The 23,861-nt window shown below is 48.9% G+C and carries 20 protein-coding genes; 11 read left to right on the plus strand and 9 right to left on the minus strand.

The window, feature by feature from the left end; all coding sequences use genetic code 11:
* Window positions 1-232: 232 nt before the first annotated feature.
* From BLS03_RS20745 to BLS03_RS20755, 3 genes are all read left to right on the plus strand, one after another.
* Window positions 233-928, plus strand: coding sequence for a pirin family protein (locus BLS03_RS20745; protein WP_093278490.1), 696 nt, complete (start codon window positions 233-235; stop codon window positions 926-928).
* A 562-nt stretch (window positions 929-1,490) separates the two neighbouring features.
* A complete protein-coding gene (locus BLS03_RS20750) occupies window positions 1,491-2,576 on the plus strand; it encodes an acyltransferase family protein (protein WP_176765655.1) in 1,086 nt (361 codons plus the stop codon).
* Window positions 2,577-2,778: 202 nt separating this feature from the next.
* A complete protein-coding gene (locus BLS03_RS20755; RefSeq protein WP_093278493.1) occupies window positions 2,779-3,948 on the plus strand; it encodes a 5-methyltetrahydropteroyltriglutamate--homocysteine S-methyltransferase in 1,170 nt (389 codons plus the stop codon).
* A gap of 141 nt (window positions 3,949-4,089) precedes the next feature.
* Here BLS03_RS20755 and hutC read toward each other — a convergent pair whose 3' ends face one another.
* The 3 genes from hutC to BLS03_RS20770 all read right to left on the minus strand — a co-directional run bounded on the left by hutC (window position 4,090) and on the right by BLS03_RS20770 (window position 6,993).
* Window positions 4,090-4,857: a histidine utilization transcriptional repressor HutC gene (gene hutC / locus BLS03_RS20760; RefSeq protein ID WP_218122027.1), complete on the minus strand. Its 768-nt coding sequence runs from the start codon at window positions 4,855-4,857 to the stop codon at window positions 4,090-4,092.
* 95 nt (window positions 4,858-4,952) lie between these two features.
* Complete coding sequence (locus BLS03_RS20765) at window positions 4,953-5,618, minus strand: HutD/Ves family protein (RefSeq protein ID WP_093278496.1); 666 nt, start codon at window positions 5,616-5,618, stop codon at window positions 4,953-4,955.
* A complete protein-coding gene (locus BLS03_RS20770; RefSeq protein ID WP_093278497.1) occupies window positions 5,608-6,993 on the minus strand; it encodes a formimidoylglutamate deiminase in 1,386 nt (461 codons plus the stop codon). Before BLS03_RS20770 ends, BLS03_RS20765 begins: the two co-directional genes overlap by 11 nt.
* Window positions 6,994-7,210: 217 nt before the next feature.
* On the opposite strand from BLS03_RS20770, the gene hutU reads away from it, so the two are divergent.
* Both hutU and hutG read left to right on the plus strand, forming a co-directional pair.
* Window positions 7,211-8,899 carry a urocanate hydratase gene (gene hutU / locus BLS03_RS20775; protein WP_093278499.1) on the plus strand — a complete coding sequence of 563 codons (1,689 nt, stop codon included), beginning with the start codon at window positions 7,211-7,213 and terminating at the stop codon, window positions 8,897-8,899.
* 164 nt (window positions 8,900-9,063) lie between these two features.
* The gene (hutG, locus tag BLS03_RS20780; protein WP_093278502.1) at window positions 9,064-9,870 is read left to right on the plus strand and encodes an N-formylglutamate deformylase; all 807 of its coding nucleotides are present in this window, start codon (window positions 9,064-9,066) and stop codon (window positions 9,868-9,870) included.
* 100 nt (window positions 9,871-9,970) lie between these two features.
* Here hutG and gntR read toward each other — a convergent pair whose 3' ends face one another.
* From gntR to BLS03_RS20810, 6 genes are all read right to left on the minus strand, one after another.
* Window positions 9,971-10,972: a gluconate operon transcriptional repressor GntR gene (gene gntR, locus BLS03_RS20785; RefSeq protein WP_093278504.1), complete on the minus strand. Its 1,002-nt coding sequence runs from the start codon at window positions 10,970-10,972 to the stop codon at window positions 9,971-9,973.
* 202 nt (window positions 10,973-11,174) lie between these two features.
* Complete coding sequence (gene gndA / locus BLS03_RS20790; RefSeq protein WP_093278506.1) at window positions 11,175-12,662, minus strand: NADP-dependent phosphogluconate dehydrogenase; 1,488 nt, start codon at window positions 12,660-12,662, stop codon at window positions 11,175-11,177.
* Window positions 12,659-13,159 carry a gluconokinase gene (locus BLS03_RS20795; protein WP_093278508.1) on the minus strand — a complete coding sequence of 167 codons (501 nt, stop codon included), beginning with the start codon at window positions 13,157-13,159 and terminating at the stop codon, window positions 12,659-12,661. Before BLS03_RS20795 ends, gndA begins: the two co-directional genes overlap by 4 nt.
* 97 nt (window positions 13,160-13,256) lie before the next feature.
* On the minus strand, window positions 13,257-14,576 hold the full coding sequence (locus BLS03_RS20800) for a TRAP transporter large permease (RefSeq protein ID WP_093278510.1): 1,320 nt from the start codon (window positions 14,574-14,576) through the stop codon (window positions 13,257-13,259).
* The gene (locus tag BLS03_RS20805) at window positions 14,569-15,126 is read right to left on the minus strand and encodes a TRAP transporter small permease subunit (protein WP_093278512.1); all 558 of its coding nucleotides are present in this window, start codon (window positions 15,124-15,126) and stop codon (window positions 14,569-14,571) included. Before BLS03_RS20805 ends, BLS03_RS20800 begins: the two co-directional genes overlap by 8 nt.
* 56 nt (window positions 15,127-15,182) lie before the next feature.
* On the minus strand, window positions 15,183-16,199 hold the full coding sequence (locus BLS03_RS20810; protein ID WP_093278514.1) for a TRAP transporter substrate-binding protein: 1,017 nt from the start codon (window positions 16,197-16,199) through the stop codon (window positions 15,183-15,185).
* A 512-nt stretch (window positions 16,200-16,711) separates the two neighbouring features.
* Between BLS03_RS20810 and BLS03_RS20815 the strand changes: the two genes are divergently transcribed.
* The 6 genes from BLS03_RS20815 to BLS03_RS20840 all read left to right on the plus strand — a co-directional run bounded on the left by BLS03_RS20815 (window position 16,712) and on the right by BLS03_RS20840 (window position 23,829).
* The gene (locus tag BLS03_RS20815) at window positions 16,712-17,809 is read left to right on the plus strand and encodes an ABC transporter ATP-binding protein (protein WP_093278516.1); all 1,098 of its coding nucleotides are present in this window, start codon (window positions 16,712-16,714) and stop codon (window positions 17,807-17,809) included.
* A gap of 42 nt (window positions 17,810-17,851) precedes the next feature.
* Window positions 17,852-18,904 carry an ABC transporter substrate-binding protein gene (locus BLS03_RS20820; RefSeq protein ID WP_093278518.1) on the plus strand — a complete coding sequence of 351 codons (1,053 nt, stop codon included), beginning with the start codon at window positions 17,852-17,854 and terminating at the stop codon, window positions 18,902-18,904.
* Window positions 18,905-18,933: 29 nt separating this feature from the next.
* The gene (locus BLS03_RS20825; protein ID WP_093278520.1) at window positions 18,934-20,172 is read left to right on the plus strand and encodes an ABC transporter permease; all 1,239 of its coding nucleotides are present in this window, start codon (window positions 18,934-18,936) and stop codon (window positions 20,170-20,172) included.
* Between the two features lie 3 nt (window positions 20,173-20,175).
* Window positions 20,176-21,027 carry an ABC transporter permease gene (locus tag BLS03_RS20830; RefSeq protein ID WP_093278522.1) on the plus strand — a complete coding sequence of 284 codons (852 nt, stop codon included), beginning with the start codon at window positions 20,176-20,178 and terminating at the stop codon, window positions 21,025-21,027.
* 76 nt (window positions 21,028-21,103) lie between these two features.
* Entirely contained in the window at window positions 21,104-21,946 is an 843-nt protein-coding gene (locus BLS03_RS20835; RefSeq protein ID WP_093278524.1) for a Rossmann-fold NAD(P)-binding domain-containing protein, read from the plus strand.
* Between the two features lie 122 nt (window positions 21,947-22,068).
* The gene (locus tag BLS03_RS20840) at window positions 22,069-23,829 is read left to right on the plus strand and encodes an ABC transporter ATP-binding protein/permease (RefSeq protein WP_093278527.1); all 1,761 of its coding nucleotides are present in this window, start codon (window positions 22,069-22,071) and stop codon (window positions 23,827-23,829) included.
* The last annotated feature ends 32 nt before the right edge of the window (window positions 23,830-23,861 follow it).

Genomic DNA, 23,861 nt, shown 5'->3' on the forward strand with positions numbered 1-23,861 from the left:
TAGGTAAATAGGTAAATAGGTAAATAGGTACATAGTGACTCAGGGAGCCTCAATGGCTCCCTAAGCTTTCATGGCGTCATTTTTATTATTGTTAATCACCACAATAACCCATTCGAATTTTTTGAACTTGCTCGTCAAAACACCCAGATTCTCTTCGTCAAACTCCCTGCCTATACTGATGCCAACTTCAGCGCAATCACGCGCTGAGACAGGAATGAAAGAGGAAGTTACTATGATCACCGTAAGACACGCCGACGATCGCGGCCGCGCCAACTTTGGTTGGCTAGACAGCAAACACACCTTCTCATTTGGTCACTATTACGATCCAAAACACATGGGCTTTTCGGCTCTGCGCGTAATTAACGATGATACCGTAACCCCAAGTGCTGGCTTTGATACTCATGGTCACCGCGACATGGAAATCATCAGCTATGTGCTAGACGGAGAAATCGCCCATAAAGACAGCGAAGGCAATATTAAAGTTCTTCCGGCCGGTGAGTTTCAATTGATGTCGGCAGGCTCAGGCATTTATCACAGCGAGTTTAACCACTCAGACAGTGCGCCGCTGCATTTCTTACAGATCTGGATTCAACCCAACGTGACCGGCCAAAAGCCAGACTATCAGCAAAAAGATTTTGGTCAAAACAGCGGCCTGACCGCTATCGCAACCCCAACGGGCGAAAATGGCACCTTGATGATCAAACAAGATGCCAGCCTGCACCAACTGATTCTGCCCGTCGGCAGCGAAGTCGAATTCCCAATTAACGAGGAACGCTGCGTGTATGTTCATCAGATTGAAGGTAATTTGATGGTGGACAACACCTCGCTGCAGCCTGGCGATGGCGCTAAAGTCGAAGCGCAAACTGCGCTCAAACTGCGCAATCTTGGCCAAGCACCGGTTAAAGCGCTGGTGTTTGACCTGCCTTAACTCGCTTTTTACTCTCAGTTTGCTGCGCATGATTTAGCGCAGCAAGCAGGCGTCGCCCCTCTACCGTTTCTCGAGCGCTAAACCATGACGCTTCTTTTCCGGTTAGCCATGAAAAGACTATTTACCTATGACCCGAGCAACCCAATTAGTTCATGACTCTTTCGACTTCAATTCTATATTTAGTGCTTAACGTTTACCGCGTTAATAATAAGCATACCGCCTATTGCATGGAATTAAGATGTATCAGCAAAAAAGAACCTCTCACAAATAAGACCAAATAATACTTAGCAATTTTCTCATATTCGATAAAATCTCCATTCACTTGATGGTTTTAAAAGGTTAACTAACTGATATTTATTTAATTATTAGCTTTGTAACAGACATAGCAAAAAATGCTTCAAACTTCACGCAAAACCAGATAACCATTTGAATTAATTAAAAATTAACATTAGAAATCTCACTTTAACCTTAATGAGATAGGTTTGGACCACTTTTAACACTAAGCCTGTGAAATTTGTTGTAATTGCTATGAATACTCACAAAGCTATAAATGAATCGAATAATGAATAAACGTACAAAGCTTCGTCTTGACTGGGTTGATGCAATTAAAGGAATTACCGTCCTATTAGTCGCTCTACATCATGGTTGGTTATCGCTCTCTCTGTATAACCCTTATCTAGATCAACAAATTGGAACTCTAGCCAATGCGCTAGAACGCGCAGATTTTTTTATCGGTCTTGCTCGTATGCCCGCTTTCTTTATCTGTTCAGGAATTGTATTTAGCCTAGTTAGTCGCAATAAGTTTGAATGGTTGTTTACCAAACGCGTGCCGTTTATCGTTTGGAACATCATTTTGTGGACAGCCATTTCATATAGTTTCGAGCTGGCTGGTATCCACATGTATCCTTGGAAATCTCATCCCTTTTTTGACAGCAGTATATTCGTATTTACTGCACCGTATGGCAACTTATGGTTCTTATACGCGATTTTGCTTCTCAGTGGTTATGCGATAATGATTTCACGTTTTAACGTTCAGAAACAAATCCTCATTACCGCCGCAAGTTCTTTTATACTGATGCTTTCTTGTCGATATTTCCCATATCCAGACAATAGCCAAATGATGTTAATGAAAAACTTAGCTTATAAAGGCTTAGTGTTCTTTATGTTCGGTACATGGTTTGCTCCTAATATCATTGAAACACTAAAATCGACACGTAAAGCGACATCAATCGCACTCTCGATGGTGGCTTTTTTCCTAATCGTCTACACCATGTTTGGCGAAATGGATGGCTACCTACAAATTGCGCTTTTAACGTTCCCACTGACGTTAGTATTTATCTACGCCATAGTCATGGGTTCGAAAATGCCATGGTTCACCAAAGTGTTCTCTCATATTGGTGCATATTCACTGGAAATTTTTATTACCCACCAATTTTTTATCGCTTATGTCCACCATCTGGCCAAAACTCACAATATGCCCGATAACCCTTATCTGCAGATCGTGGTAATCACGGTATTGCCAGTGGTATTATGTGCTTTAACTTGTGTGAGCTTTGGTAAATTGGCGCGTCCTTACCTGTTCACTCCCCCAAACTCATTCAAATCTTTGATGGGTAAAGTGACCACATTAAGAAATCCTGCGAGCTAAATTCCATATCGACGCCGCGATTGGCTGAATCAAATTCAACCAATCGTGGCGACTGTTTACCACTGCTAAAAATCTCACATTTCTTTTGCCTCCAAAGCATGAAATTTCTTCATCATCAGCATGAGAAAGTGTCGCTTGGTCATGCGCAACGTTTACCCTACTCTTTTTGTGACTTATTTCTTTGCCAGAGAGCGCTGTATTCATGAACTTAAAACCGCCTTTTCGCGCCGACGTTGTTGGCAGTTACTTACGCCCTGATTACTTACACCAAGCCCGCCGTGATTTTGTTGCTGGCAGCATTTCCCAAGCGCAACTGACCGAAATAGAAGACCAAGCGATCACCGAGTTGGTCGGAAAACAAAAACAGGCTGGTCTCAACGTGATCACCGATGGCGAATTTCGTCGCAGTTGGTGGCATTTAGATTTCATGTGGGGTCTTGGCGGGGTTGAAAAAGCCGAAATCGAACAAGGCTACCAATTTGCCAAAGTAGAGACGCGTGCGGAAAGCGTACGACTGACTGGCAAGATTACCGGTCATAACCATCCGTTCATCGAGCATTTTAAATTCTTGCAAAGCCTTGCCGATGACAATGTCGTCGCGCGCTTGACCGCACCGGCGCCGGCGCAATTTCTTAAAGAATTGCTGCGTCCGTGTAATATTGAGAACACTCGCGCCATCTACCCCAACCCAGATTTGCTGGTCGATGATATTGCCGCTGCATACCAAATCTTTATTCAAGAAGTCTATCAAGCGGGTTGTCGTAACTTACAGCTAGATGATTGTACTTGGGGCATGCTAACTGACCCGAAAGTCGCCGCGGCAAGCGTTGGTCAGTCACAATGCGGCTGTGGAGACGCCCACGATTTTGATCACGCAGGTAGCATTGCTGCGCTTAAACAGCAGCTGTTAACCGTCAACAACCAAGCGCTGACGGGTGCTCCGGACGATTTGGTACTCACCACTCATGTATGCCGTGGTAATTATCGCTCAACTTGGGCTGCATCCGGTGGTTATCAGCCAGTTGCTGATGCGTTACTGGGTAAAGAAAACTTTGCTGCATTTTATCTCGAGTTTGACACCGACCGCGCTGGCGACTTCACGCCGCTTAAAGAGCTTGCGCCGGGCAAAAAAGTGGTGCTTGGTTTAGTGTCGTCAAAAACAGGCGAGTTGGAGTCAGTAGAATCGATTGTTGCGCGCATCAGTGAGGCGAGCCAATACGTACCTTTAGACCAGCTGTACCTCAGCACTCAATGCGGCTTTGCATCGACAGAAGAAGGCAACGCGCTAACAGAGCAGCAGCAATGGGACAAAATTGCTCTGGTTAAACACGTTGCGGACCAAGTCTGGGGCAAGCAGGTCAACGCGGCTTAGTACAGAATTAAAACAAACAAATACTAACAACGTCTTAAGGTGCGATTTTGTTTCTCCGCACCAATTTAAAAATAAAACGCCCAAGCAATCCAATCTGCTTGGGCGTTTTTTCATGAATCGATTATTAGCTGAGATTATCACTTAAATGCTGTTTGGCCGGCCAAAATGACCAAACAGCTGAAAACGCATGCCCGGATGAAGCAGACGCGCAGCGGTAACAATATCTTCGCCGGACCATGTTCGGCGCTTGATCTGCAAGCACGGCTCGGAAGATGACACACTGAGCTTTTGACATTCAAATGGCGTTGGCAGCACAGCTTCAACCAAATGCTCGCCTTCACTGAGCGGCGCGACGCTGGTGAGATATTCATACGCGGTACGATGGGTGAAATCTTGTTGATCGTAGTCTGGCGCCAAATCGGCGTTAACGATTCTCTCTTCAAGCTGAATGGGTAAATCGTTCTCAAAGTGTAAAATCACGGAACGGAAAATAGGATGATTGGTGCGAACGCCAAGCATCATCGCCTCTTCTACGCTTGCGCGTCCCGCTTCCAATTGCAGTTGCTCAGCGCGATGAACATGGCCGCGTGCGGTGATTTCTTCTGCGATGCTATGCACTTCAAACAACGCTGAGTGGGCTTTTTTCTCGGCAACAAAGGTACCTACGCCCTGCTGACGCGTCAGTACGCCTTCAGCGGTAAGCTCTCGCAATGCGCGATTGACCGTCATACGGCTAACGCCCAGCGCTTTAACCATCTCCAACTCAGAAGGTACGCGCTGGTTTTGTTGCCATTCACCACTTTGGATTTTGGTGGTGATCGCAAGCTTTACCTTGGCATAAATCGGCAATGGCTCGCTTGGCAAGTCAGCCAACAAATCATTCAGCATTGCAGCAGTCGAATCAGACACGAAACCTTCCAAAGTCGTTGATATTTGCGGGGATTATATACCCAGCACGATGAGAGTACAAAACATCTCCACACGCTTTCTATTCGATACAAAGCTTAGTAAGAATAGTTAAAATAGCGGCCATGGTTTGGCTCACTATTACCTCGAATATCAACCGCTACGCCAAACCCCGTCACGACGCTGACTTTAACCGCTGCGGTAAATTCCAGCGTATGGCCGCTCGGTACTTGAACTCGCTGCACATGCAAAGGAATGCCCTTGCTATCGGCATCTTGAATCAAAACTTCACTATCACTGCTGGCAAAAAATCCCGCGTACAAAGCGTGAGTATGTTGGTGCAATTTAACACTTGCTGCAGGACAAAGTGGTTCGACACTTGCGCTCACCTGCCCTTCACGCACCATGATGTTCAGATCCGCTATCGGCCCATCAACCAATGTCGCGTAGGTTTTGTCACTACCGGAAAAACGCGCCACCGCAAGCGGTGTATACAGTTCATGCACCACTTGATAGCCACGCTCAGTGCTGTGGGTCAGTTTCATGCCTTTACCACCAAGCAACACTAAGGTGCGCTGCAATCCGCTGAAATCGGAGAATTCACCATCATTAACCACCGCAGCTTGGCTAACGCGATACGCAATACCGAGGTGATCCGATTTCACCGCAATTTCTAAGGTTTCACCCAAACCGTTTTTCCATGGCATACGCACATAATCGCTTGGGGTTAACAAACGGTATAAAGAAACCGGCTCACAAATCATATATCACTCGCTTAATCACTTCGGTTAACGCCTGACGACTCTCGTGTTCAAGCGGATGATGACCATCAAAGATGACCTGCTTGCCAGCCACAAACACGTCTTTAATCAAATTTTCGTTACACGCAAACAGCCAGCGATTGAGAATGTCACTGTCTTGACTGGCGGCGATAAATGGATGACTTTCATCAAGCACCATAAAGTCAGCGCGCGCTCCGACTTCAAGCCCGAGCGTCACGCCGCAGGCTTGATTGCCGCCGATAAGCGCATTCGAAAACAGATGATCGCCAATTCGATGTTGCTGCGCATCATACAGGCGGTTACGCTGCTGATCGCGAAGACGTTGCCCGTATTCAAGAGTGCGAAGCTCCTCAACCAAAGACAAACTGACGTGACTATCAGAGCCAATCGCCCAGCGTCCTTGAACATTGGCATAATCCACCGCCGGAAAAATTCCGTCACCGAGATTAGCTTCGGTGGTTGGACACAACCCAACGACTGCACCGCTATTGGCAATCGCGCGCACTTCATCTTGATTGAGGTGAGTAGCGTGCACTAAGCACCAGCGCTTATCTAAACCGATATTGCGCTCTAACCACTCGACCGGACGCTGGCCGCACCAGTCAATGCAGTCATTGACTTCTTTTTGCTGCTCGGCAATGTGGATATGCACCAGTGACCGATTTGGTAACTCGTCCAATACCGTGCGCATTTGTGACTCTGTCACCGCGCGCAGTGAGTGAAAGCAGATACCAAGTTGATTAAGTGGCGCTGCCTTGATTCGGGTTTGGCACTCGCGCTGCAGGTCAAGATAAGAATCGACGCTATGAATAAACCGTGCTTGACCTGCGTTTGGCGCTTGACCACCAAAACCCGAATGTGAATACAACACCGGTAGTAGCGTTAAACCTAGCCCACTAGCATCGGCGGCATCAATCAGCTGCTGTGACATCTCGGCGCGGCTGGCGTAGGCTTTGCCCGCCACATCATGATGCAAATAATGAAATTCGCCCACTTGGCTGTAACCAGCCTTGAGCATGTCGATATACAACGCGGTAGCAATAACCCGGGCTTGCTCTGGTGACAGCTTGGCAACGATTTTGTACATCAAATCGCGCCAACTCCAGAAGCTGTCGTTGGGGTTCAAACTGACTTCCGCCATGCCAGCCATCACCCGTTGAAACGCGTGAGAATGAACATTGGCAATGGTCGGCAACAGCGGCCCATTAAGGCGCTTCGCACTGGAAGAAGGCGTGGCGTCGGTTTCAAGCGCCGTAATTTGGCCATGCTCAATCGTTAATAAAACATTGCGCTGCCAGCCAGACGAGAGCCAAGCACGCTCGGCAAACACAGTATGACTGTGTGAATTCCCTGTCATTATGATTTCCTAATCCTGGTATGCACTGTGGTGCTACCCTGTACTGAACTAAAATGTATATACAAGCAATTTTAACGTTATGCAACCGTCTCATGAGTAAGATGTGTGATAGACAATATTGTTCGACTTTGAGTGCAAAATAACCCTTGCCAGCTTACTTTTTCGACGCTACATTTGGTTGTATATACATGTACTACTCAGATAAGGATCATCGACTATGACTCAGCACAAGTCTAGTGACCGTCGCTACCGTGCAGGCACCGTCAAAGCCCCGACTGGCTCAACACTTAATACCAAATCTTGGTTTACCGAAGCGCCAATGCGCATGCTGATGAACAACCTCGACCCTGAGGTTGCTGAAAACCCAGAAGAGCTCGTCGTCTACGGCGGTATTGGCCGCGCCGCGCGTGATTGGGAGTGTTTTGATCGCATCGTGGCGAGCCTAAAAGATCTTGAAGAAGACGAAACTCTGCTGGTGCAATCGGGCAAACCCGTTGGCGTATTTAAAACCCATAGCAATGCGCCGCGCGTTCTGATAGCCAACTCTAACCTCGTGCCACACTGGGCCAACTGGGAACACTTTAACGAGCTCGATGCCAAAGGCCTTGCCATGTATGGTCAGATGACGGCAGGTTCGTGGATCTACATTGGTAGCCAAGGCATTGTTCAGGGCACCTATGAAACCTTTGTAGAAGCTGGTCGTCAGCACTTTGGTGGCAACCTGAAAGGTCGCTGGGTGTTAACCGCAGGCCTTGGCGGCATGGGTGGCGCGCAGCCGCTCGCAGCAACACTTGCCGGCGCTTGTTCACTCAACATCGAGTGTCAGCAAAGCCGCATCGATTTTCGTCTTAAAACTCGTTACTTGGATGAACAAGCCAACGATTTAGACGATGCACTGGCGCGAATCGAAAAATACACCAAAGCTGGTCAAGCGATTTCAATTGGTCTTTGCGGCAACGCGGCAGAAATTTTGCCAGAATTGGTACTCCGCGGCGTTCACCCAGATATGGTCACCGACCAAACCTCGGCTCACGACCCGCTTAACGGTTACTTACCTATCGGTATGAGCTGGGCAGAGTATCGCGATAAAGCGCAAACATCGCCAAAAGAAGTGGTAAAAGCAGCGAAACAGGCGATGGCAAAACATGTTGAAGCTATGCTAGCGTTTCACGCCAAAGGCATTCCAACCTTTGACTACGGCAACAACATTCGTCAGATGGCACTGGAAGAAGGCGTAGAAAACGCGTTTGCATTCCCAGGCTTTGTACCGGCTTACATTCGTCCGCTATTTTGTCGTGGCGTGGGTCCGTTCCGCTGGGCTGCGCTGTCGGGCGATCCTGAAGATATCTACAAAACCGATGCCAAAGTCAAACAGCTGATTGCCGATGACGAGCACCTACATCACTGGCTCGATATGGCGCGTGAACGTATCCAATTCCAAGGTTTGCCTGCGCGTATCTGCTGGGTCGGTTTGGGGCAACGCGCCAAACTAGGCCTCGCATTTAACGAAATGGTCAGAAGCGGCGAGCTTTCTGCGCCAATCGTGATTGGCCGCGACCACTTAGACTCGGGTTCTGTTGCCAGCCCGAACCGAGAAACCGAAGGCATGAAAGATGGCTCAGATGCGGTATCGGATTGGCCGCTGCTCAATGCGCTACTCAATACCGCATCGGGCGCGACTTGGGTTTCGTTGCACCATGGCGGCGGCGTCGGCATGGGCTTCTCTCAACACTCTGGTATGGTCATCGTTTGTGACGGTAGCGACGAAGCTGCAGAGCGCATCGCGCGCGTGCTGCATAACGACCCAGCAACGGGCGTTATGCGCCACGCAGATGCGGGTTACGACATCGCCGTTGACTGCGCTATCGAGCAAGGTCTTAATCTGCCAATGATCTCGGGGAAATAACCTCGCTCTCGGATAGCCACTCTGGTGGCTATCCTTGTTACCTTTGCCAGTTTCTGAGGTCAACCGAAAAATCACTCGCGAACCTCTATTTTCATAGCAAACGTGAGTTTCAACTAAACCACTATTCTCAAAGCAATAATTTCGAGCAAGGAGCGCTGCGTTTTATGTCCCAAATTGCCTCGCCATTTGAATTTCACTCCGGCAGTGTGCCGCTATTGATCAGCATGCCTCACTCTGGCACCCAATTAACCCCGGAAGTCGAGCAAGGTTTAACCCCTGCCGCCCAAGCATTGCCAGATACCGATTGGTTCATTCCGACCCTGTATCAAAGCGCTGAAAAACTCGGTGCGAGCATGATTTCGGCGAATTATTCACGCTATGTGGTTGACCTTAATCGACCTGTTGATGACAAGCCGCTTTACACCACCAAAACCACCGGTCTGTTTCCTGAAATCTTGTTTGATTCAACACCCGTATTTGCTGATAGCAAAGCGCCTAGTGCGCAAGATCGCGAACGTTACAAACAGCAAATCTGGCACCCCTACCATGACCAAATCGCCAGCGAGCTTGAACGGCTTAAATCGACGTTTGGCTACGCCATTTTATTTGATGCCCACAGTATCGCGGCGCACGTACCCATGCTATTTGAAGGCAAACTGACCGATTTTAACTGGGGCACCAATCAAGGTGAGTCGTGTAAGCAAGGTCTGGTTGATGCCGTCACCAGCACCATCACAGATGAGTATTCTCAAGTGGTAAATGGCCGCTTTAAAGGCGGTTTTATTACCCGCGGCTTTGGCAATCCCGGTGACAATATTCATGCGATTCAGCTTGAATTGTCGCAAGATACCTATCTAAATAATGAAGCATTAGCACAAGGTCGATATCAACTTGATAGCCAGAAAGCGCCAGCAATTCAACGCCAAATAGAAGCGATAATTAAGGCGATATTGGCGGTTAAGCTAAGTTAGCTACTCATAAAGTTTGACGTCCGAATACTGATATTATTTTGGGCGTCATGTTCGCTCAAATTGGCAAAACCTTTAACATCAAGCTTGATATAGAAAATCGTTAAATACTCTCACCAACTTCAATGCGATAACCAAGGTCAATCACTTGTTGCCAATCTTCGTTGCCTTTGAGTCGCTCGATTAACTCACTTGCCGCGACGCGGCCGATCTCTTCACGTGGGGTCATTACCGTGGCCAGTTTAGGGATCATGGCTTGGCTGATATCGTGACCATGAAAACCAGCAATCGCCATTTGTTCAGGCACTTTGATGCCGCGGCGCTGACATTCAAACAGCGCGCCAATCGCCAAGTCATCATTGGTACAGACGATGCCGTCAGCATCGGGATATTGTTCGATCAATTGACCCAGCAGCTTGGCGCCTAAGGTAAATGACGAAGCATCTTCGGTTTGCAAACTTATTGGCTCTAATCCGGCTTGCTTAACCGCCAGACGATAACCTTCAAGTTTTAATCGAGTACGCCCATCCATTCGCGCCGCAAAATAGGCGATGCGGCGCCGCTTTTTGGCCAGTAACGCACAAGTCATATCGAATGACGCTTGAGTGTTATCAAACCCTACCGCCTGCTCAATGCGCGCAGAGTAGCTGTCCATAATTTCAATCACCGGAATCGCCGCCGTTTGCAGCATTTTGCGCGCTTTTTCGGTGTGGACATTTTCCGACAAGATGATCGCATCGACGTTATAAGACAGCAGCGAGGCGATACTTTGTTCTTCAAGCTCGTTGCTATAACTATAGTGGGCAATCATGGTTTGATAGCCAGCCGGTGTGGTGACCGATTCGATACCGCGAATCACTTCGGCAAATACTTGGTTGGTCAGGGATGGCACCAATACGCCAATCGCGTTGGATTTGGCATTAGAGAGAATATCCGGCGCGCGATTCGGAATATAACCAAGTTCTTCAACCGCTTGGTTGATCTTATCTTTTAGCGCCTCGGAGACTTGGCTAGCATCGCGTAAACAGCGGCTTACCGTCATTTTGGTCACTCCGACGCGATCGGCGATATCTTGTAATGTAGGACGTTTTTTCTTAGTAGCCATGACGGTTTCAAATCAGTTAAACAATCAGTTACGAATAATGTTACCAGTAACATAATCTGTCACAGAGTGACGTGAATACCAACAGTTTTATTGCGCGTATTTTTACGGATCTATTTTTTAGTGTCTTGTAACGCAAACCTTCATTGACGTAACTTCATTGGCGTAAAAAGACAAAAGCGCTCAACAACATGAGCGCCTTGGTTTAAAGTTCGATCTGCTGTTTGTCGCTCGCGCTCCAAGTCAAGTGGTAACGGCGATGTTCTGGCTCATCCACTCGCGCATAACTGTGGGCACCGAAATAATCGCGCTGCGCTTGCAGCAGATTGGCGGGCAGCACCGCGCTGCGTAGTCCATCGTAGTAACTCAGCGCCGAACTTATCGCAGGCATAGGTACGCCACTTAGTGCTGCGTGCGCCACCGCTCTTCGCCAGCCCGGGGCTTTGCCTGAAATTTGGGCGCTGAAACTTGGCGCCAGCAGTAAATTCTCGAGCTGTGAATCGTCTTGATACGCCTGACTAATATCTTGCAGGATTTGGGCGCGAATAATACAGCCCGCACGCCAAATTTTAGCGATCGCGATAAAATCGAGCGGCCACTGCTCAGCGTGTGCCGTGGTTTTAATTAAATCGAACCCCTGTGCATACACCGCAACTTTGGCGCTAAACAGCGCATCGTGCAAATCGTCAAGCAGCGCATCGAAATCGTTAGGCGCAAGCGGCGAAGGCTTCGACAGCATATCAGCAGCTTTCACCCTGAGCGCTTTTTGCCCGCTTTGCGCTCTGGCAAAGACCGCCTGCGCGATGGTTGGCGCTGGCACGCCCACCTGCAACGCATTCACCGCAGTCCACAGCCCAGTACCCTTTTGCCCGGCTTTATCCAGTACGATGTCTACGAAAGGTTGGTGCGTGACAGGATCGGATGTTTGTAAAATCTCAGCGCTGATTTCCAGCAGGTAACTGCTTAAAACGCCTTGATTCCATTTGGCAAACGTTGCGCCGATTTGCTGCGCGCTAAGCGGCAGTTGCGACATCACATGATACGCTTCGCAGATAAGCTGCATGTCAGCGTATTCAATGCCGTTGTGCACCATTTTAACGTAGTGCCCTGCCCCAGCCGGGCCAAGATACGCAGCGCATGGCTCTCCGCTTTCAAACTGGCCTAGTGGCTGACCATGTTGATCAACTTTGGCGGCGATCGCCTGCCACATCGGCTTAACCACTTGCCAAGCACTGAGATCGCCGCTTGCCATTAAAGAAGGCCCGAAACGCGCGCCCACTTCACCGCCAGACACCGCCGTGCTGAAAAAACGCAGCTTGCCTTGGTAGTTACGCTCGCGGCGCTCGCTGTCGGTCCATAGGCTGTTGCCGGTATCGATAACAATATCTTGCGCCTCAAGGCCTGCGGCGATGAGTTGGTCAATCACGCTATCGACGATGCTTCCTGCCGGCACCGACAGTGCAATCACTCTTGGTGTGGCAAGGTTTGCCAGCAATTCGCCAAGATTTGACGCGTTATAAAAATCGCCTTTACCCGACTGCTGACTTAGCTCTCTGGCTTTCTTGGCGGCGTTATCGCGGTTTAGGCTGTTGATATCAAAGCCTGCAACGTTGAAGCCATGATCAAGCAGATTCAAGGCAAGGCTTTTGCCCATCACTCCAAGCCCGAGTAGCGCAATATCGGATTTGCTCATGCCTGACGCTCCGCAATTGCATTTAACGCCTGGTTAAGCACCTGTTCAAATGAAGGCGCAATATCGATGTGTATCGCCTCGGTTTCACTCGGTTCCACCAGCGCTTCAAACTGACTTTTGAGCATCGCTTCACCATTAAAATAGTGATTGGCACGCTTTTGGTGACGCGACCAAATGGTGTCAAAATCGCCTTTTAAATAGATAATCACCAACTGCTGATTATTACGACGCAGTACATCGCGATACTCCGGTTTCAGCGCCGAACAGGCGATCACTGCGGCATCATTATCTGTGTATAGATGGTTCAAGGTTTCAAGCCAGCCGCTGCGGTCTTGATCATTAAGTGGAATACCTTGGCGCATTTTTTCAACGTTAGACTCGGGATGATAGTCATCTCCGTCGTAGAAAGGCAGCGCTAGGGCTTTCGCAATTTCACTGCCGATCAGGCTTTTTCCGCTACCTGACACGCCCATCACTAATATTTTTTTCGCTTTCATTGGACAATACCATCCTTAGCCTTCGCCCAATCACGAAGGCTGTGAACTTCTTAATACGTTTGCGACCTGTTGATTTAAGGTCTTGAATCGGCTTGGCTTACTTCCACCACATCGCCAGTTCAGGGAATATAATCACCAGCGCAAGCACTAGAATTTGCAGGCCGATAAATGGCAACAGTGAGCTAAAAATTTCCCCAAGGCTAATGTCTTTCGGCGCCACAGATTTGAGATAAAACGCCGCTGGGCCAAAAGGTGGTGACAGGAATGAGACCTGCATGTTGAGGCAGAACACCACACCAAACCAAATCGGATCAAAGCCAAGACCTGTGATGATCGGTACAAAAATCGGCATGGTGAGTAGTGCAACGCCAACCCAGTCAAGGAACATACCAAGTACCAGTAAAATCACCATCATGATCAGCAGAGTACCGATAGCGCTACCGCCACTGACGCTTAAAATCACTTCTTCAACAAAATCGATACCGCCCATCAGGTTATAGATGCCCACCAGAGCACTGGCGCCGATACCGATCCACATGATCATGCCGCAAGTGCGCATAGTGGCAATCGCACTATCTTTAAGCATGGTGAAATTCATTTCGCCGCGAATCAGCGCTGAAATCATAATACCCACCACGCCAAGCGCTGACGCTTCAGTTACCGAGGCAACACCGGTATAGATACTGCCAAGTACGACAGCCACCGACAGCAACGGGAAAAACAGCGCTTTAAAATAGCTCACCTGTGGCGCTTCTAGCTCTTCATCGCTATCGCTTGGAATCGGAGCCAGCGCAGGATTGAGCTTACAACGAATCAACACGTAGCCTATGTAGCAGCCCGCCAAAATGAATGCCGGTAAGAATGAGGCTTTAAACAGATCGCCAATCGATACACTGGCAGTCATGCCATAAATGATCAGTACAATACTTGGTGGCAGCATGGTGCCTAGCGCGCCACCAGCACAAGTGGTGCCGATCGCCAGTTTGCGGTCGTAGCCCAAACGCAGCATTTGCGGCAGCGCTAAAATCCCAAGCAAGACAGTTTCACCGCCAATCACGCCCGACATCGACGCCAGCAAAATCGCCACCATCAAGGTTTGTACTGCAACACCGCCGCGAACTTTTCGCCCAACCGACTTCATCGCATCAAACAAATCTTTGGCAATGCCCGAACGGTCTAAAAGCGCCGCCATCAACACAAACATTGGCACCGCGAGGAACACATACCCCGATGCAAAACTGTATGTTCGGCTGGCAATCAGCGGCAACGCATCCGGGCCAAACCAAAATAGGGTAAAGAAAATCGCCACAAAACCGGTGACGAATGCCAATTGCATACCGGTGAGCAGCAAGCCGATCATCATCACCAGCATCAAAACGCTGCCCCAAGCGAGGCCTATCGAAGACAAATCAAACATCGTCATGCTTCCTTAGCCCCATAATCTCTTGGATTAAGTGCAATACAAACTGGATAACAAGAATACACAGAACAACAAAAATCAGGCCTTTTAACAGCGCAGGATACGGTGCGTTCAACACCGAACCAGACGTTTCAAGTCGCAGCTCTCCCCAAGGAGTAAACCACGCTTCTTTGGCCAGAGAATAAGAGGCATAAGCCAACATGCCCGCAAACGCTAAACCGACAATGTGGTGCACCAAATTGAGGTATTTACGAGTTTGACCGGAAACCGCATCGTAAATCAGTACCACACGCACATGCTTGTTGGCCGCAAAGGCATAGATACCACCAACGATAAACAGCGACCCGCCGATGAATGATGCCGTTTCATGCACCCAAGTGGTCGGCGCATCAAACACATAGCGCATCACCACTTCGTAAAAGGAGATCAAAACCGTAAAAATAAAGAACCAACTCAATAGGTTACTGATTTTTATTACCGCTTTATCAAGCAGGTTGCGTGGCTGCTCTTCCGGCTCTGGCGGTGTGTGGGGAGTATTATCCGTCATAAAATGCTCTCAGGATGAGGAGGGCGATGCCCTCCTACGCAGTGCAAAACAAGTGATTAAAGCAGGCCGTTGGCTTCAAGAAACGCGGTGACAGAGTCGTAAACTTTCTGCGCGTTTGGTGAGCGCTCAGCAAACACTTTCCATTGCGTCTTGGCGATTTCGCGGAATTTCTTACGCTCTTCATCCGACCAATTATGAATCGTGATGTTTGGATTGGCTTGGGCTTCTTTCACCGCAGCCATGTCCGCCATTTTCAGTTGAGTGGTCATGTCGTAAGAGAAATCGCGAACGGAAGTTTGCAAAATGGCTTGCAGATCTTCAGGCATCTTGTCCCATTTCTTTTGCGAAATAGAGATATCGATAAGCGGCAAAGAGTGGAAGCCTGGCTGTACTGGGTGCGGCGCGATGTCGTTCATACCGGCTTTTTGGTTGGTAGAAAATACCGTGTAATCCGCAGCATCGATGACGCCTTTGCTCAGGCCAGTAAACACTTCTGAACCTGGCAAGTTAACAGGTGTCGCGCCCGCGGCGGCAAACACTTGTTGCACCAAACCTTCTGGCGCTCGCAGTTTCAGGCCTTTCAAATCCGCCACACCATCAAGAGGCTTTTTCGAGACAAAAGACTCAACGCCAGTGGTCGATGCACCAACAAATTTCACCCCGTAAGGCGCGTAAAGTTCGGTCATCAACTCGTTACCGCCGCCGTAGTTCATGTATTGCAGCAATTGCGTGGTGTCAGACCAAGCGCCAACCATGTTACCGATCAAACCAAACGCTGGATCTTTACCAGAAAAGTAGCCCGTCGCCGTCACTTGACCGTCCAAAATACCCATTTTGATCGCGCCAAGCGTCTCTGTGTGTTTGACCACAGAGCCCACAGGTAGCAAGTCGATATCGATGCGACCGTTGGACATTTTTTCAACCCGATCTGCCCAGTGCTGCTGAATTTTAAAGTTCAGGTCGCCAGATGGGTCTGATGATTGGATTTTTAGTTTGAAGTCCGCTGCCAAAGCAGAGACAGAAAATAGACCAGCAATCGAGGCAGTAAGCAGAGTTTTGGTCATCGCTTTCATAGTAGGGGTATCCTTGTTTTGTTTCCGTTATTTCAATCACGCCCAAAGCGCGGTTGACGACCGGTTGTAGTTGTTATGTTACCGGTAACTTTCGAAGCCAATGTTACCGGTAACAAGGATAAACTTACAAAGATCTAAATCACATTTTCGTTACAAAACCTCGATATCTGTTAACAGCAAACCTCGAACTGTGAAGTGGGTTAAATGAAATGGGCAAACGCAGCAATTCATTTTGCACGTGCCAAAACCCGAAAGCGGATTTAACTTACTTGACGGCGTTTGGTTAGCGTTTCACGCAAATATATTCAAGCAAAGCAGATAATTATCTATCTGGTATGGGTCTTGCAGTACTGCTATTGGTCAGCGCAAATCAGAGTTATTTCAGACCAATTTGCACCAGAATGAATCCCGGATTGACTATTTTTGGTGCTTATTTTCAATAACTTGGGTTTGCACGTAGACATCGGTCCTCAATATGGAAGAGGACGTGACAACACGCGAGTGAGGAATCGATGAGCGACACGGGTAACGAAAAATACGTTCAATTTAGAAAAGTAAAAAAGAGCTACGATCAAAGCACGTTAGTGGTCAAAGAGTTTAACTTAGACATTCGCCAAGGCGAATTTGTCACTCTACTCGGCCCTTCCGGTTCAGGAAAAACCACTTGCTTAATGATGCTGGCCGGTTTTGAAGACGTCACCAGCGGCGAGATTCTGGTCGATGGCAAACCGATTACCGATGTCGCTCCTTACGATCGTAATATCGGCATGGTGTTCCAGCACTACGCACTGTTCCCCCACATGACGGTCGCGGAAAACCTCGCCTACCCTCTAACGGTAAGAAAACTGCCAGACAATGAAGTCAAACGCCGCGTGGCGGATTCACTGGCGCTAATCGAACTGGAAGAGTTTGGCAAACGCTACCCAGGCCAGCTTTCTGGCGGCCAAAAACAGCGTGTCGCTCTGGCTCGCTCACTGATTTTTGAACCTTCTATCGTGTTAATGGATGAGCCGCTCGGCGCGTTGGATAAAAACCTTCGCGAACAGATGCAATTTGAAATCAAACGCCTACACGAAAAAATCGGCTTTACTGCCATCTATGTCACCCATGACCAAACCGAAGCGCTGACCATGTCTGATCGCATTGCGGTATTTAATAACGGTGTGGTGCAACAATGTGCCAGCCCAGATACTCTTTATGAAGAGCCAGCCAATGCGTTTGTCGCCGACTTTATCGGCGAAAACAACAACATTCCCGCCACGGTTCATGAACTCAACGGCGATTACTTTGAGCTGACCCTTGGTGATGAATCGAGAGTTCGGGCGATATCACCGAGTAAGTTAGAACCCGGCCAAGAGTGCATTTTAACGGTGCGACCGGAAAACTTGTTTATCGGCACACCAAGCTCACACAACGACAACAGCATCAAAGCCAAATTCATTACCCATCTTTATGTCGGCGACTTCATTCGTTACCTGTTTGAACTCGGCGATAAAACCGAAGTCATGGTCAAGGTACTTAACGACCAACAAGCGCCAAGTTTCAAACCGGGCGAGATGACCAACCTCACTTGGTCTGCCATCACTGGGAGAGCATTGGAAAGGCCGTAACTCAGATTTATACCCCAAACTATCAACTTGAAAGGAATCAGTATGATCAGTAAAAAAACCATAGCCCTGCTGCTTGCAGGTGCAATAAGCACAAGTGTCGCAGCCGAACAGATTACTGCCGTCTCTTTTGGTGGCTCATATGGCGAAACCCAGCAAAAGTACATGCTTGACCCATATATGGCAGAATCCGGCAACAAAATCCTATTTGAAAACTACTCTGGCGGTGTCGCTGAACTGAAAGCGCAAGTCGAAAGCGGTAACGTAATGTGGGACGTTATCGATATGGAAGTGATCGACCTTGAGCGTGCCTGTTCTGAAGGCTTGCTAGAACCTTTCCCGATGGACACCCTACCGGCTGGCGATGACGGTACACCTGCGGCCAAAGACTTCGCTGGCGAAGCATTAGCGAACGAGTGTGGCGTCGGTAACATCGTTTGGACCGTACTTTACGCCTACAACAAAGACACCATCAAAGGCGGTAAGCCAATGACCATCAAGGATCTTTTTGATACCAAAAAGTTCCCGGGCAAACGCGCGCTGCGCAAACGTCCTCAAGTGAATATGGAATGGGCTTTGATTGCCGATGGCGTGCCAAAATCCGAAGTCTATGACGTGCTAGAAACCGAAGAAGGTCAACAACGCGCCCTCGATAAACTGGCCACCATCAAAGATGACATTGTGTGGTTCGACTCTTGGTCTCAAGCGCCACAACTGCTTAACGATGGCGGCGCGGTAATGGTGCAAGCCGCTAATGGCCGTATCTTTAGCGCGATCAAAGCTGAAAGCAAACCGTTTGAAATGGTTTGGGATGGCAACTTGTACGATTTGGATGTGTGGGCCGTAGTAAAAGGCACCAAACACAAAGAAACTGCGCAAGATTTCATTCGCTACGCCACAGGTTCCAAACCACTTTCTGGCATGCCGGATATCGCCTACGGTCCGACTCGTACCTCATCATACAAATATGTTGATAAGAGCGTGATCCCTATGCTGCCCTCTTCTCACCTAGACGAAGGCTTGAAAGCATCGAGCGTATTCTGGGCCGACTATGGCGAATCACTGGGCGAGAAGTTCAACGAGTGGCTACTCAAATAGTCGTGACTCGAATCAGTTAGGAGAACAGGATGTCAGCGCATTTAAGTATTGAAGAGATAGCCCATAGCCAGAAACAGCTTAGGCGTAAGAAAATTCGGTTACTGGCGTTTACCCTACCACTTTTGTGCTTTGTGACGCTGGCATTTCTCGCTCCGATTGCGACCATGCTGTATCGCAGTGTCTATCATCCTACCGTGTCGCAGTTAATTCCGCAGACCCTTACCGAGATGAAGCAATGGGACGCATCAAGCAAAACCCTGCCGCCCGCGCCTGTGCTGGCAACCTTTAGCGCCGAGCTACAAACTCTTGCCAGCGAACGTAACTCAGGCAAACTGGCGGAAGAGCTCAACCGCGCCGTGCCCGGTTCATCGAGCTTGATTAAGTCCAGTGCGCGAAAACTCAAACGCATTGATCAGCAGGAATTGCTGGACGGCGAAGGAAAACAGCTACTCGCAATCCACAAAAAATGGCACGACCCTAAGATTTGGATCGCGATGAAAAAGCTCGGTAGTGTTTGGACCGAACGCTATTACCTCACCGCTCTGGATCTCAAACTGTCGCCATCAGGTGATATCGAGGCGCGCAGCACTCAAATTTACCTCAAGCTTTACTGGCGCAGTCTGCGAATTGCGTTAACCATTACGCTCCTGACCGCGCTGTTAGCATTCCCGCTTTCTTACTACTTGGCCAATACCAGTAGCCGCAAAGCCAACACATTGATGGTATTTGTGCTACTGCCGTTTTGGACCTCACTGTTAGTGCGCACTACCTCATGGATTGCGCTGTTGCAAACCAATGGCGTGGTGAACAGCACACTTGAGAGCATCGGCATCATCAGTAAACCGCTGGAAATGCTCTATACCGAGTTCGCCACCGTGATTGCCATGACCCATATTCTATTACCGTTTATGGTCTTGCCACTCTACAGCGTGATGAAAAATATTGACCCAAGCTACTTTAGAGCCGCGTTATCACTGGGCTCAAAACCGATGCCCGCATTCTTTAAGATTTATTTCCCAATGACACTGCCCGGTTTAAGCGCCGGCGCACTGCTGGTGTTTATTATTTCGATTGGCTACTACATTACCCCCGCGCTGGTGGGCGGTACCGACGGCCAGATGATCAGTAACATTATCGCCTTTCATATGCAGTCTTCAAATAACTGGGAGTTAGCCGCGGCGCTGGGTAGCTTGCTGCTGATCCTTATCGTGGCACTGTACTGGATTTACGATCGCCTAGTTGGCGTCAACAACATTAAGTTGGGTTAAGCTATGTTTCGATTTCCTCGCTACTATTCACCACTGCAAAAACTCGGCTCGGTCAGCCTATCGGCATCGGCCTATTTAGTGTTGGCGTTCTTGATGCTGCCAATTTTGGTGATCATTCCGCTGTCGTTTAACGCTGAGCCGTTTTTCACCTTTACCAAAGGCATGCTGGCCTTTGACCCTGATGCCTATTCCTTAAAATGGTATCAGCAAATTTTTGCCGATGACCAATGGCTACTGGCGATTAAAAACAGCTTCTTTATCGGCATCTGCGCGACGGTGATCGCGACTGTGCTCGGCACGTTGGCCGCCATCGGCATGAGCAATTCAGACATGCCGTTTCAGCGCGCGATTATGGCAATGCTGCTGTCACCGATGATCGTCCCTTTGATCATCACCGCCGCCGGTATGTTCTTTTTCTACACTCAATTTAACCTTGCGGGCAGTTATCTTGGCGTGATTATCGCCCACGCCGCTCTGGGCACACCATTTGTGATTATTACCGTGAACGCCGCGCTTGCTGGGTTTGATCACTCCTTGGTTAACGCATCACTTGGGATGGGCGCAAAACCCACCTACACCTTCTTTAAAATCATCATGCCGCTGATTCGTCCGGGAGTTATCTCCGGGGCGTTATTTGCTTTTGTGACCTCATTTGACGAAGTGATTGTGGTGCTATTTCTGGCAGGCCCAGAGCAGCGAACCATTCCGCGGCAGATGTTCTCTGGTCTTCGCGAAGAAATCAGCCCAACCATTTTGGCGGTTGCGACGCTATTGGTGGTGGTTTCAATGCTGCTGCTGTTAACCCTTGAATACTTAAGAGCGCGCTCTGAGAGAATTCGCATGGGTGAACTGTAGACGTGGAATAGTGTCAATTGACCCCCTGTGTTATGTTAATGCTTAAAGGGAGCGTTATGAATAACATAGGGATTCAATGAAATTACTCGATATCAATAGCCTTGAAAAACACCAGATCTTAGAGATTTGGCAACAGGTGTCTGACCAAGTCACCGAGCCGCTTCAAGGCAGCGTGGCTTGGTCGTTTGAAGGCAACGGCATTCGTACTCGCACCACGTTTATCCAAGCGTTTCAAAAGCTTGGTTTGAATTATGTTGAATTACCCAATTTTCTAAAAACCGCAGAAGCGGTTGATGACTTGGCCGGTTATTTGGACCCCTTTTACTCGCTGTATGTGATTCGTGATGGCAATCATCAGCGCATGACAGAATTTGCCAATGCCACCAGCAAACCGGTGATTAACGCCATGTCGAGTGAGGCGCATCCCTGCGAAGTGTTAACCGATGGCTACTCTTTGTATCGACAACATGGTTCCCTTGATAACCTGCGGATTTTATTGTGGGGGCCTATGACCAACGTATTTAAGTCTTGGCACTCATTGGCGCAAGTTCTTGGCATCACTATTACTCACTTTTGTCCAAGCTCTGAACACAGCGATAAGCATTCTGTCTCTGCTGATCACTCTGGCTGTGAGAAGCAGTACGTCCACTATATCGATGAGCTTGATGGCGAGTTCGATGTGGTCATCACCGACGCGTGGCCAAAAGGCTTTGCAGATAACACTTACTCCATGTCCATGGCTCATCTTGCAAAACTGGGGCATCCGCAATTACTTCCCACACCGCCAGTCACCATCGGCAATGAAGTGCTGTTTAAACCCAGCACTTATGCACATTTTGCTGGCTACGAGCAAAAGCGCTGGCTGTTGCCCGTACAGACAGCGATTGTCCAATATCTACTCACTCATGCATCGCGCTAAGCGCGGGTAAAACTTGAGGTTGTTTTACAACCAAAATCACTTATCACGACTTGAAAGTCACTGGTTGCAAACAACAAAGTGGCTTAGTATGCCAATTATCAGTCCAGCTTTGTGAGCGACTCATGAGCCGTAAAAACAATCAGAACCTCAGTATTCTGCTGCAATTGCGCAGCTTTATTGCCCCTTATAAATGGCGCGTTATCGCCGCGCTTATTGCTCTGATGGCGACCGCAAGCCTGACGTTATCAGTGGGCTACGGCGTGCGTTTGCTTATCGACCAAGGCTTTGCTCAACAGTCGTTGAATGAGCTTGGCAACGCCATCAAGTTTATTATTGGCGTGACACTGTGCATTGCTATCGGCACCTTCTTTCGCTTCTATCTGGTCTCTTGTGTTGGCGAACGAGTCAGCGCCGACATTCGTCTGGCGGTGTTTAACCATGTGGTGACCCTGCATCCAAGCTATTTTGAAACCCACAGTAGCGGCGATATCATGTCGCGCCTCACCACCGATACGACGCTGCTGCAAAGCATTATTGGTTCGTCATTTTCCATGGCGATGCGCAGCGCGTTAATGTGCGTTGGCGCGATTGTGATGTTGTTTGCCACCAACGTTAAGCTCACTCTGATTGTGCTGATTTCGGTGCCCTTGGTTTTGATACCGATTCTGATTTACGGACGCCGCGTGCGGGCACTATCGCGCCAAAGCCAAGATTCGATGGCTGATGTTGGCAGCTATGCTGGCGAGGCAATCGAGCAGATCAAAACGGTGCAAAGCTTTAGTTCTGAGCAGTATGAAAAAGCCGCATTTGCCGATGAGGTAGAGAAAGCCTATGAAGTGGGACGCCAGCGCGTCAAGCAGCGAGCGATTCTGATCTCAGGCGTGATTGTGATTGTGTTTAGCGCCATTGCCGGCATGCTTTGGGTCGGCGGCAGTGACGTGATTCAAGGCCAAATGTCGGCCGGCGATCTGGCGGCGTTTGTGTTTTACGCGATTATGGTCGCTTCATCCACCGCCACCATTTCCGAAGTGATGGGCGAGCTGCAACGCGCGGCAGGTGCCACCGAAAGACTGATTGAAATCCTGCACGTTGAAAGCGATATTCAAGCGCCAAGCCAGCCAATGACAATAACCGAAACTATGCCTGCCGAAGTCACCTTTGACTCGGTAAGTTTCAACTACCCCTCGCGCCCTGACCAGCCTGCGATCAAAGAACTCAATCTCACTGCTGAACAAGGCAAAGTGTTGGCACTGGTCGGCCCATCAGGCGCGGGTAAAACCACACTGTTTGAACTGCTGCAACGTTTTTACGATACTGAGCAGGGCCAAGTGCTGTATGGCGGTATTGATATTCGCAACTTAGACCCGAGCGACCTACGCCGCCAGATGGCGCTGGTGCCGCAGCAGCCCGCCCTATTTAGCCACGATGTCTTTCACAACATTCGCTACGGCAATCCGACTGCTACCGACGAGCAAGTGATCGCGGCGGCGAAAAAAGCGCATGCCCATGAGTTTATTGAAAAGCTTCCCGACGGCTACCATAGCTTTCTTGGCGAGCGCGGCGTAAGGCTATCTGGCGGGCAGAAACAGCGCATCGCGATTGCTCGCGCGATTCTTAAAGACCCAAAAATTCTGCTGCTCGACGAAGCCACCAGCGCCCTTGATAGTGAAAGCGAACACCACGTTCAACAAGCGTTAGAAGCGTTAATGAAAGGTCGTACTACGCTTATCATCGCTCATCGTTTATCCACCATCCAACACGCCGATAAAATCGCAGTCTTAGACGATGGCGCTATAGTGGATATTGGCGATCACTCATCACTGATGCAAAGTTGCGAACTGTATCAGCGCCTCGTCGCGCTGCAATTTAAGCACATGCAATAGTCACGAAGTTGGCGTCTAGGCTGTAAGCGAGG

It is taken from the genome of Vibrio xiamenensis, from assembly GCF_900100015.1.
Classification (GTDB): Bacteria; Pseudomonadota; Gammaproteobacteria; order Enterobacterales; family Vibrionaceae; genus Vibrio; species Vibrio xiamenensis.

Bases quoted from the DNA above. Each gene is read 5' to 3' on its own strand.
- hutU (WP_093278499.1), top strand. From the start codon at position 7,211: ATGACTCAGCACAAGTCTAGTGACCGTCGCTACCGTGCAGGCACCGTC.
- gndA (WP_093278506.1), bottom strand. From the start codon at position 12,662: ATGAGCAAATCCGATATTGCGCTACTCGGGCTTGGAGTGATGGGCAAA.
- BLS03_RS20745 (WP_093278490.1), top strand. From the start codon at position 233: ATGATCACCGTAAGACACGCCGACGATCGCGGCCGCGCCAACTTTGGT.
- BLS03_RS20770 (WP_093278497.1), bottom strand. From the start codon at position 6,993: ATGACAGGGAATTCACACAGTCATACTGTGTTTGCCGAGCGTGCTTGG.
- BLS03_RS20805 (WP_093278512.1), bottom strand. From the start codon at position 15,126: ATGACGGATAATACTCCCCACACACCGCCAGAGCCGGAAGAGCAGCCA.
- BLS03_RS20795 (WP_093278508.1), bottom strand. From the start codon at position 13,159: ATGAAAGCGAAAAAAATATTAGTGATGGGCGTGTCAGGTAGCGGAAAA.
- BLS03_RS20810 (WP_093278514.1), bottom strand. From the start codon at position 16,199: ATGAAAGCGATGACCAAAACTCTGCTTACTGCCTCGATTGCTGGTCTA.
- BLS03_RS20830 (WP_093278522.1), top strand. From the start codon at position 20,176: ATGTTTCGATTTCCTCGCTACTATTCACCACTGCAAAAACTCGGCTCG.
- BLS03_RS20755 (WP_093278493.1), top strand. From the start codon at position 2,779: ATGAACTTAAAACCGCCTTTTCGCGCCGACGTTGTTGGCAGTTACTTA.
- hutG (WP_093278502.1), top strand. From the start codon at position 9,064: ATGTCCCAAATTGCCTCGCCATTTGAATTTCACTCCGGCAGTGTGCCG.
- BLS03_RS20765 (WP_093278496.1), bottom strand. From the start codon at position 5,618: ATGATTTGTGAGCCGGTTTCTTTATACCGTTTGTTAACCCCAAGCGAT.
- BLS03_RS20815 (WP_093278516.1), top strand. From the start codon at position 16,712: ATGAGCGACACGGGTAACGAAAAATACGTTCAATTTAGAAAAGTAAAA.
- gntR (WP_093278504.1), bottom strand. From the start codon at position 10,972: ATGGCTACTAAGAAAAAACGTCCTACATTACAAGATATCGCCGATCGC.
- BLS03_RS20800 (WP_093278510.1), bottom strand. From the start codon at position 14,576: ATGTTTGATTTGTCTTCGATAGGCCTCGCTTGGGGCAGCGTTTTGATG.
- BLS03_RS20750 (WP_176765655.1), top strand. From the start codon at position 1,491: ATGAATAAACGTACAAAGCTTCGTCTTGACTGGGTTGATGCAATTAAA.
- BLS03_RS20840 (WP_093278527.1), top strand. From the start codon at position 22,069: ATGAGCCGTAAAAACAATCAGAACCTCAGTATTCTGCTGCAATTGCGC.
- BLS03_RS20820 (WP_093278518.1), top strand. From the start codon at position 17,852: ATGATCAGTAAAAAAACCATAGCCCTGCTGCTTGCAGGTGCAATAAGC.
- BLS03_RS20835 (WP_093278524.1), top strand. From the start codon at position 21,104: ATGAAATTACTCGATATCAATAGCCTTGAAAAACACCAGATCTTAGAG.
- BLS03_RS20825 (WP_093278520.1), top strand. From the start codon at position 18,934: ATGTCAGCGCATTTAAGTATTGAAGAGATAGCCCATAGCCAGAAACAG.